Origin of the sequence: Leifsonia sp. A12D58 (genome assembly GCF_047530025.1) — a bacterium.
Classification (GTDB): Bacteria; Actinomycetota; Actinomycetes; order Actinomycetales; family Microbacteriaceae; genus Cryobacterium.
The window spans coordinates 1,206,491-1,215,466 of record NZ_JBLJAT010000001.1 but is presented as its reverse complement, the minus strand read 5'-3'; the positions used below and the strand labels follow the sequence as shown (position 1 = coordinate 1,215,466).

Here is an 8,976-nt window from a genome sequence, read left to right as displayed (position 1 = left end):
CGCGCGGGGGGGCGGGCGCCCCCCCCCCCCCCCCCCCTTCTCTGCGTTTGCGCTAGCCGATACCGAGGATGTCGACGACAAATACCAGCGTTGAACCGGCTGGAATGCTGCCGGAATCGGTGTCACCGTAGCCCTGGTCGGGCGGGATGACCGCAATGATCTGCGAGCCGACAGTCTGGCCGATAAGGGCATCCGCAAACCCGGGAATTACTCCCCCGGCAGTTTTCGAGCCATCAGCGGCGAGCAGCGTGACGGGGCTGCCCTTGGCCCAGCTGGAGTCGAAGACCTTCTTGGTGTCCCAGATCACGCCGGTGTAGTTGACGATGACTGAGTCGCCCTCCTTGACCGTGGCACCGCTGCCCTTCTTGAGTACACCGATCTCAAGTGTCTTCGGAGCCTCAGCGGACGGAATTGTGATGCCGGGAACGCCGTTCTCATCGAGGACAACGGATGGCAGGTTGGACGCAACAGTCTGGTCCTTGCCGTTCGCCCTGGGCAATGCTGCGCTGACGACGTCGATGACGAACACCAGCGAGTCATCGGCTGCGACGCCGAGCTGCGCGTTACCGCCCTGGGGGCCGAATGCATCGTCAGGAGCGACGACCACGGCGATCCGTGAGCCGACCTGAGCGCAGGTGAGCCCGTCGGTCAGGCCGGTGAGGGTCTGATCGTTAAGGGCGAAGCTCGCCTGCGAGGTGCCGTCGTAGGCACTTTCTTCGATCTTGGCGCCCGTGGAGCCGTTGTACACGCTCAAGTCGACGCTCACCAGCTGCCCGGTGACCAGTCCAGGACCCGTACCGTCGATGATGACGGCGCGCTCGGTGGTGTCCGTCTTCAGCGGCGTGGGGAAGTCGACCGTCGGTGCTTTTCCGAACTCACCGGTGACGGTCACGAGTTCTGCCGCAGGCCCATCTTTCACCAGCGGTGTGCAGTCAGCAGCTGAATCTGAGCTGGCGCTGCTACAACCAGTCAGGGCAACCATGGCCAGTGCGGCGGTTGCAATGAGTGCGAAGGGTTTACGCACAAGTCCTCGTTTCGATACAGGGGTGTTGCCTGGATGATTTGCGTGTGGCAGGCCGGAGCCCATCCTAACTTGCGTCGATGCCGCCGACCTCGACGTCGTCGGCTGTGACCTCGTTGCTGTCGACACCGCTGGCGTGGAAGTCGCGCGCCTTAGACAAGTCTGCGCTTACTGTGGCTTCGCGGGCACGCTTGCGCAGGCTCTTCGGACTCGCGGTTCGCTCGCCGAGAGCTCCAGGGGTCCAGGCTTCGAAGTCGGCATCATCAAAATCGGTCTTCGAGGGGCGACGCTTGAGCTCGGGGAGCACGGTGTTCGGGGCGAGACGCCTCGCGGTGATCAGGAACCCGGTGTGTCCGATCATGCGGTGGTCCGGGCGAACGGCGAGGCCCTCGACGTGCCAGCCACGCACCATCGTCTCGTTCGAATCGGGGTTGGTGTACAGGCCTGATCCCCTGATGGCTTCGGCGACTCGCGAGAGCTGCGTGACGGTGGCGACGTAGCACAGCAGCACCCCGCCAGGCTTCAGCGCGTCGGAGACGACAGCCAGGCAATCCCACGGGGCCAGCATGTCGAGTACGACACGATCCACCGAGGCGGCCGGCATCGTCTCCGGGAGCGTGTCGGCGAGGTCGCCCAGCGTGATCGACCAGTTTTCCGGGTCGTGGCCGAGGAAGGTGGCAATGTTGCCACGTGCAACATCAGCAAAATCTTCACGGCGCTCGAATGAAGCGAGGCGACCGGCCGGGCCGATGGCACGAAGCAGCCAGAGTGACAGCGCACCAGAACCGACGCCTGCCTCGACGACAGTTGCGCCAGGGAAGATGTCTGCCTGCGCCAGGATCTGAGCGGCATCTTTTGGATAGATAATGGCGGCGCCACGCGGCATCGACATGACGAAGTCGTTGAGAAGAGGGCGCAGGGCAAGGTGCTCGACGCCGACGTTGTTCGTCACCACTGAGCCATCCGGGCGTCCGATGATCTCATCGTGGTCGAGGATGCCGCGGTGGGTGTGGAAGCCCTTGCCCGGTACGAGCGTGATGGTGTTCAGTTTGCCCTTGGGCCCGGTCAGCTGCACGCGATCGCCGGCGCGGAAGGGACCGCTGTTCTGGATGACCTGGTTGTCGTTCATAGTGGGGCACTTTCAGTGGTTGTCTTCACGCGGTGTGAATTGGCTGCTTTGGCGCGCTCGTGCGCTCCATGTCGATCGGAATAGAGAGTGGCGAGGTCAGCGACAGTTCGTCCGTGAAGTGTCGGCCACAGTGAGTACTGTGCGCTTTCTGGCAACGGAATCTGGTGTGGCACTGCCACGGTGATAGCGCCGGATGCCACCCCGGCCGCCACGCCAGGCACAGAGTCTTCGATGGCGATGCAGTGCTCGGGGTCGACACCCAGCGTTGCGGCTGCCGCCAAATACGCTTCCGGGTGCGGCTTGCTATGTGTGACCATGTCTCCGGAGACGATGGTGTCGAACGCCGGGAAGCCAATGAGGTCGGCAACCTGCTGCGCCATGGTCAGCATTGACATCGTCACCAGGGCCGTCGGAACGCCGGCTGCTTTCAAGTCGGCCAACAGCTCCTTCGCCCCAGGACGCCAGGGAACGCCCCGCTCGCTGAGTTGCAGCTGCACGCGGGCGGTGAGCCAGTCGACGATCGCATCGGCTTCCATATCGACGCCGTGGTCTTGCAGGATCGTCGCAGAGGCCCAGAGGCCCGATCCGACAAGCATCATGCAATCGTCGTGAGTCCAGACACCCCCGAACGATTCGACGAGGTCGGTTTCGGCCTGCATCCAATACGGTTCGGTGTCGACAAGAGTGCCATCCATGTCCCACAGGACAGCGGCGGGCACAATAATGTCAGTTTCGCTGGTAGTCACGGGGTCCAAGTCTAGGGCCACCGCCTATCCTTGACTGAGGGCATGTCGACCGAGGCCGCCCGGATTGATCGAGGTTTCAGGCAGTGACTGACGGCAATGGATTTCTGGGCGGACGACTGCTCGTGGTGGCGTTCGAAGGCTGGAACGACGCCGGTGAGGCAGCGACCGGTGCGGTTCGCACGCTAAAAGACCTGCTTCAGGTGACCGAGATCACGAGTGTCGACCCCGAAATATACTTTGATTATCAGTTCAATCGGCCCACAGTTTCAACTGACGAAGACGGCGTGAGGCAGCTTGAATGGCCAAGCGCCACGTTGTTCGGCCCCGAGGTTCCTGGTGAAGTTGGACTGCCGCTGGCCGAAGACGCCCAACTCCGCGTCAGTGGAACTAACGCAGGCAACATCTACCTTCTGCTCGGTACCGAGCCCTCTCGGAGTTGGAAGAGCTTCACTGCCGAGATGCTTGATGGCGCCCTGGCCGCAGATATCAGCGGAATCGTATTCATGGGCGCAATGCTCGCCGACGTGCCGCACACCAGACCGATTTCGATCGTTGCGACGAGCGACAACCCTCAGGTGCGCGCCGAACTCGGAATCGAACGCAGCAACTACGAGGGTTCGGTCGGGATTCTGAGTGTGCTTGCCCATGCGGCAGAGCTCGTTGGTATCCCCACGCTGGCCATCTGGGCATCGGTGCCGCACTACGTACACAATGCTCCGTCGCCCAAGGCGGTGCTTGCATTGATCGACAAGCTTGAAGAGATCATCGACGTGGTGATTCCGCGTGGCGACCTCGTGTCTGAGGCGGCTGAGTGGGAAAGCGGCATCGATACCTTGGCCGCTGAAGACGATGAGATGGCCGCATATATCGCGCAACTCGAACAGGCCAGAGACACGGTTGATTCGCCCGAAGCGAGTGGCGAAGCTATTGCGCAAGAATTTGAGCAGTACCTGAGGAAGCGCAACGATGGCCGCGATGGCCGTGATGGCCGTGATGGCTGGGCTGACGGCGGTCGCCCGGGCGGCGATGGCCCACGACAGCAGTAACCACGTCAGCAGACAGCAGACAGCAGACACACAAGAATGGGCCGCGCGATCACTCGCGCGGCCCATTCTTGTGTGTTGGTCAGAGTCGGATGCCGAGCAATGCGTCGATCGCATCCCGCAGCAGGGCGGGATCGTCTACCCCGACCGGTACTGCAGCATCGATCAAGGTAAGCGCTGCCGGAGTGTCCAGATCTGTCACGAGCGCAGTGCGGATGTTCTCGATCAGCTCGGCGCTTGAGGCGCTCCCCGGAGCGACATGCTCGCCGAATGCGACGCCCCACCGGGTTTGCCTCAAAACGGCTTCGTCGAGCTGCGTGCCCGTCCACTCCCAGTCCGTGCGGTAGTGCTGCGACAGGAGTGCAAGCCTGATGGCGCGAGGGTCGATGCCGTCTGCTCGCAGGCCAGACACCAGCACGAGGTTACCGAGCGACTTACTCATCTTCTCGCCCTGGTACGCGACCATGCCTGCATGGCTGTAAACACCGGCGAGCGGATGTCCGCTCAACGCGGCCGCGTGCCCAGCGCTCATGTCGTGGTGGGGGAAGACCAGGTCTGATCCCCCGCCCTGGACTGTGAAGTCGGTGCCGAGCTCCATGAGCGCGATGACTGAACACTCGATGTGCCAGCCGGGTCGGCCATCACCGACCCGAGAGGGCCAGGACGGCTCGCCATCGCGCGCTGCGCGCCAGACCAGCGGATCGAGCTTGTCGCGTTTGCCCGCACGATCGGGATCGCCGCCACGCTCGGCGAACAACGTGAGCATGGTCTCTCGATCGAGATTGCTCTCGTCGCCCAGACGCCACGGCGCCGACTCCTCGGCAGCCGCGATATCGAAGTAAAGGTCGGTACCGCGCACTCCAGCGTCATTGACGAGCGCGTCAGGGGTGTCAACCGCATACGCGATCCCTGCATCACTCAAGCGACAAACAGCTTCAGCAATCTCGTCGATCACTTCGGTGACTGCCACATACTCGTCAGGCGGAATGATGCCGAGTGCGGTCATGTCTTCACGGAAGAGCTCAACCTGTGAGAGAGCCAGCTCCTTCCACTCGACTCCGGTGGCAGCCGCACGCTCAAGCAGTGGGTCGTCGATGTCTGTCACGTTCTGGGCGTAGTGCACGCTGTAGCCGGCGTCGAGCCAGATGCGCTGCAGGGTGTCATACGCCAGGTACGTCGTTGCATGCCCAAGGTGCGTCGCGTCGTACGGTGTGATACCGCAGACATATAGCCTCGCGACATCGGTCGGTCTGGCCTCGACAAGCGATCCAGTCGCAGTGTCGTGCAGTCGTGGCACACCGGCATGGCCGGGAAGTGCAGGGATCTCGGGACGGGGCCAGGCGCGCATATCTCCAGCCTAACTAGGCGGCGATGGTGTTCGTTGCCAGCAGGATGTAGAGCACAACGCCGAGGGCGATGCGGTAGATCACGAATGGCATGAAGCTGCGCTTGGAGATGTAGTTCATGAAGAAGGCGATCACGGCGAGCCCGACGCCGAAGGCGACAACAGTGGCCACGAGGGTTTCGAGCGGGCCGAACACCTCTGGCAGGCAGCCGACATCACCGGCGAGGCACGGCTTCGCGATGGATTTGTATACCTGGAAAAAGCCGCTGCCGAGCACCGCGGGAATGGCCAGCAGGAAGGCGTAGCGCGCAGCCGCGGCACGTTCGTAGCCCATGAACAGGCCGGCGGTGATGGTGCCACCCGAGCGAGAGACACCGGGAATGAGGGCGAGCGACTGGGCAAATCCGTAAACAATGCCGTTGCCGACGGTGAGGTCTTTGAGTCGGCGTTTTTTCGCCCCGACATAGTCGGCGATCCCGAGCAGGATGCCGAAGACGATCAGCATCGTTGCAGTGATCCATAGCGAACGAAGCACAGTCTCGATCTGGTCTTGGAAGAGCAGGCCGAGCACGATGATTGGCAGCGAGCCGATGATGATGAGCCAGCCCATGCGGGCATCCGGGTCATTTCGCGGCAGTTTGCCCACCAATGAGCGGCACCAGCGACCGATGATGCGGGTGATGTCGTGCCAGAAGTACAGCACGACGGCCAATTCGGTGCCGATCTGGGTGATCGCGGTGAAGCGGGCCCCCGGGTCACCGCCGGTTCCAAGGAACTCCCCCACGATTCGTACGTGGGCGCTCGAGGACACCGGGAGGAACTCGGTGAGTCCCTGGACGAGGCCCAGGATGATGGCATTCAGAAATTCCACGCGATTATCTCCGCTGGTTTGTGCTGTGCAGGGGCTGCAGGTCAGTAGTCGGTCAGCAGGTCGGTCAGGACCCGCCTGCCAAACACTAATGCGTCAAGTGGTACGCGCTCATCAACTCCGTGGAACATGCCGGGGAAATCCAAATCTGCTGGGAGTTTCAGAGGCGCAAAGCCGTACCCTCTGATGCCCAGCTTGCTCAGAGCCTTGTTGTCGGTGCCCCCGGAAAGCAGGTAAGGCAGCACCGGCGCGCCGGGGTCATGCCGCTCGAGTGTCGCGGTGACTGCATCGATGAGTGGACCGGAGAACTCTGTTTCGAGTCCGATGTCGCGGTGCATCACGACGATTTCAATATCGGGGCCGACTAGTTCCGCCACCTCAGCAAGTACTGCGTCCTCCTCGCCAGGAAGCGAGCGGATGTCGATGAGCGCCTCCGCTGTGTCAGGGATGACGTTGTGCTTGTAGCCGGCGTTCAACACCGTCGGATTGGTGGTGGTGCGCAGGCTGGCCTGAATGAAGCCCGACGCAGTACCCGTCGCCAGTGCCAGCTCATCGAGGCCGACCCGCTGCGGATCGACGTCGAGGATGCGGGCGAGCTCTGAAAACAGCGCGGTGGTGGTGTTCGAGAGCCTGATCGGCCACTCGCGCCTGCCCACCTTGGCGACTGCTTCTGCAAGCTTGGTGATTGCGTTGTTGGGGATCAGGCGCGAACCGTGAGCAGCATCGCCCCTGGCGATCAGCTTGATCCAGATGAGAGCTTTCTCACCGGTTTGCAGCAGGTAGGCACGTTTGCCGCCCAGCGTGATCGAATAGCCGCCCACCTCACTGATTGCGTCGGTAGCTCCCTCGAACAGTTGGGGCTGTGTGTCAACCAGGAAATGAGAGCCAAGGACTCCCCCGGCTTCCTCGTCGGCGAAGAAGGCGACGACAAGGTCCCTTTCCGGAGCCTCCCCTGCCCCCAGAATGTCCTGCAGTGAGGCCAAGATCATGGCATCCATGTTTTTCATGTCGACGGCGCCTCGACCCCAGAGCAGGCCGTCCTTGATCACGCCGCCGAACGGATCGACGCTCCAGTTCGCGGGGTCTGCCGGCACGACGTCAAGGTGTCCGTGCACAACGAGGGCTCCCTTGCTGGAATCCTTGCCCTTCACGCGGGCGACGACGCTCGTGCGGCCAGGCTCGGACTCGAACAGCTGCGGCGTGAGACCGAGATCCTGGAGTTTTGCAGCCACATACTCGGCGGCTTCCGTCTCACCGTTGGATCGACCCTCACCATAGTTCGTCGTATCGAAGCGGATCAGATCGCGCGCAATTATAGCGGTCAGGTCGAGTTCGGCCGGTGCGGAATGCGGGTCTTCGGTGTGTGCCATGTGCCTCACGCTATCGGTCGAAGCCGACTTCGGGCATGTGTGTAAAACCACGCTCAAAAACCGTGCTAAGTTATTACCTCGTCAGCAGGAAATAACAACGCAGACAACATCCAGTCCGGGTGGCGGAATTGGCAGACGCGCTAGCTTGAGGTGCTAGTGCCCGTAAGGGCGTGGGGGTTCAAGTCCCCCTTCGGACACAGACAGAAACCCCCACATTGCTTCGGCAGTGTGGGGGTTTTTTAGTTTAACCTCGTGGCAGGCAGTGCCGAAATTTATATTTTTTTTTCAGAAAGATTCTTATTTCGGCATATTTTTATTTGCGATTATTTGTTGCCGGAGTGGGAAGTGCGACGCGGTGCCAACCGCGTGCGCTCCTCCCACTCTGAAATACCGTTCTGAACTTCCGGCTCATATGACCGGGAAGTTCAGACTTCGTTTAACATCCCAAATGCTCGCCCTATGTCATCGATTTCGTAATGAGGGCGGCAGCAATGAGTGGAGAGCTGGGCGGCGTAATTCTAAAGAGCGAAGCGAGCTGCCTATTGGAGACGTTTATGCGCAATCCGTCCTTGAACTGCTCTATCCCGACCAACTTGTCAAAGCGGAACTCAAGGGTGCGAGCCTGCCCGGCGAATACAGCGCGCTGATTCGTAACGGTCAGGACGCCGCGGTCCTGGACTTGCAGATGTGTACCGACAACTACGCTGTGCACGCGTACTTGCGCGGTCCGGTAGTTCACGCCTTTTGCGATGTGGATATTAAATCCTTTTGATCCGCCGCGCATCTTACGAATCGCGACTTCCTTCATAAGCACCGCATCGAACGACGCGCGACCGACTTCGCCGGGCTTTAGCGCGATTGGCACGTCTGCAGTTGGCAAGCGCCCGTCGTTCAACCCAGCGATAACAAGTTCCTCGAATGCACGTAGGTCGCGGTCCGCTAGTTTCTGCAAATCCAGTCCGAGTGCACTGGACAAGGCGCGCAATCGCCCCTCTTCTGCTTCACTCAAGCGATCGTCCTGAAGTACGTCCCGAATGCCGGTGGTCAACACATCCCATTTCTTTTCCGCCAGCGCCTTGCCCCGATATACCTTCATTGCCCGCTCAATCGCCGCAGGTAGGGCAACCAAAGCGTTTGGATCACCATGCGCCGCTGAGAGGGAGATCGACTCGAATTCATCCCGACCTTGCCGCTTGGTTTCTCTGAGTGACGGACTTTTCGTTTGGTCTGACGGGTAATCACTCGGTGAGGCCGAAATGTCTCCGGCGGTGCTAGGGACCTTCTTCGGTTCCTGTTCATTTGAGCTCACGCTGATTGGCGCCAACTTGATGGGATCGATCCCTTGCTGTCCCGCGCTCCAGACAAATTCCGTCCAAGCTGTACCGTTCCAGTAACGCCGTTCGTTCCTGCCCGATGGATCTGGGTACCATTCGGGGGGTGCCATCGTCATGGAG

8 protein-coding genes and 1 tRNA gene are annotated in these 8,976 nt (G+C 61.2%); 2 read left to right on the top strand and 7 right to left on the bottom strand.

The annotated features are described in order from the left end of the window. Positions 1–52: 52 nt before the first annotated feature. The 3 genes from ACMT3I_RS05890 to ACMT3I_RS05880 form a co-directional block, all read right to left on the bottom strand. The gene (locus ACMT3I_RS05890; protein WP_414803493.1) at positions 53–1,024 is read right to left on the bottom strand and encodes an FKBP-type peptidyl-prolyl cis-trans isomerase; all 972 of its coding nucleotides are present in this window, start codon (positions 1,022–1,024) and stop codon (positions 53–55) included. A 64-nt stretch (positions 1,025–1,088) separates the two neighbouring features. Further along, entirely contained in the window at positions 1,089–2,150 is a 1,062-nt protein-coding gene (locus ACMT3I_RS05885) for a tRNA (adenine-N1)-methyltransferase (protein WP_414803492.1), read from the bottom strand. Beyond that, positions 2,147–2,896, bottom strand: a complete 750-nt coding sequence (locus tag ACMT3I_RS05880; protein ID WP_414803491.1) for an HAD family hydrolase — start codon at positions 2,894–2,896, stop codon at positions 2,147–2,149. The genes ACMT3I_RS05885 and ACMT3I_RS05880 overlap by 4 nt, the downstream gene beginning before the upstream one ends. A gap of 83 nt (positions 2,897–2,979) precedes the next feature. On the opposite strand from ACMT3I_RS05880, the gene ACMT3I_RS05875 reads away from it, so the two are divergent. Then, a complete protein-coding gene (locus ACMT3I_RS05875) occupies positions 2,980–3,942 on the top strand; it encodes a proteasome assembly chaperone family protein (RefSeq protein WP_414803490.1) in 963 nt (320 codons plus the stop codon). Positions 3,943–4,021: 79 nt separating this feature from the next. On the opposite strand, the gene mshC is transcribed toward ACMT3I_RS05875, so the two are convergent. Genes mshC through ACMT3I_RS05860 form a run of 3 tightly spaced genes read right to left on the bottom strand, consistent with a single transcriptional unit; the run spans position 4,022 to position 7,522 of the window. After that, positions 4,022–5,287, bottom strand: a complete 1,266-nt coding sequence (mshC, locus tag ACMT3I_RS05870; RefSeq protein WP_414803489.1) for a cysteine--1-D-myo-inosityl 2-amino-2-deoxy-alpha-D-glucopyranoside ligase — start codon at positions 5,285–5,287, stop codon at positions 4,022–4,024. Between the two features lie 13 nt (positions 5,288–5,300). Further along, positions 5,301–6,155: an undecaprenyl-diphosphate phosphatase gene (locus tag ACMT3I_RS05865; protein ID WP_414803488.1), complete on the bottom strand. Its 855-nt coding sequence runs from the start codon at positions 6,153–6,155 to the stop codon at positions 5,301–5,303. Positions 6,156–6,196: 41 nt separating this feature from the next. Next, complete coding sequence (locus tag ACMT3I_RS05860) at positions 6,197–7,522, bottom strand: M20/M25/M40 family metallo-hydrolase (protein ID WP_414803487.1); 1,326 nt, start codon at positions 7,520–7,522, stop codon at positions 6,197–6,199. Between the two features lie 113 nt (positions 7,523–7,635). Here ACMT3I_RS05860 and ACMT3I_RS05855 point away from each other — a divergent pair. Then, positions 7,636–7,719: transfer RNA gene (locus ACMT3I_RS05855), tRNA-Leu, on the top strand. Between the two features lie 260 nt (positions 7,720–7,979). On the opposite strand, the gene ACMT3I_RS05850 is transcribed toward ACMT3I_RS05855, so the two are convergent. Next, a complete protein-coding gene (locus tag ACMT3I_RS05850) occupies positions 7,980–8,972 on the bottom strand; it encodes a DUF2510 domain-containing protein (protein ID WP_414803486.1) in 993 nt (330 codons plus the stop codon). Positions 8,973–8,976 lie beyond the last annotated feature (4 nt).

What these genes read in the sequence shown, in the direction of transcription:
- ACMT3I_RS05885 (WP_414803492.1), bottom strand. Translation starts at nt 2,150, where the DNA reads ATGAACGACAACCAGGTCATCCAGAACAGCGGTCCCTTCCGCGCCGGC.
- mshC (WP_414803489.1), bottom strand. Translation starts at nt 5,287, where the DNA reads ATGCGCGCCTGGCCCCGTCCCGAGATCCCTGCACTTCCCGGCCATGCC.
- ACMT3I_RS05860 (WP_414803487.1), bottom strand. Translation starts at nt 7,522, where the DNA reads ATGGCACACACCGAAGACCCGCATTCCGCACCGGCCGAACTCGACCTG.
- ACMT3I_RS05850 (WP_414803486.1), bottom strand. Translation starts at nt 8,972, where the DNA reads ATGACGATGGCACCCCCCGAATGGTACCCAGATCCATCGGGCAGGAAC.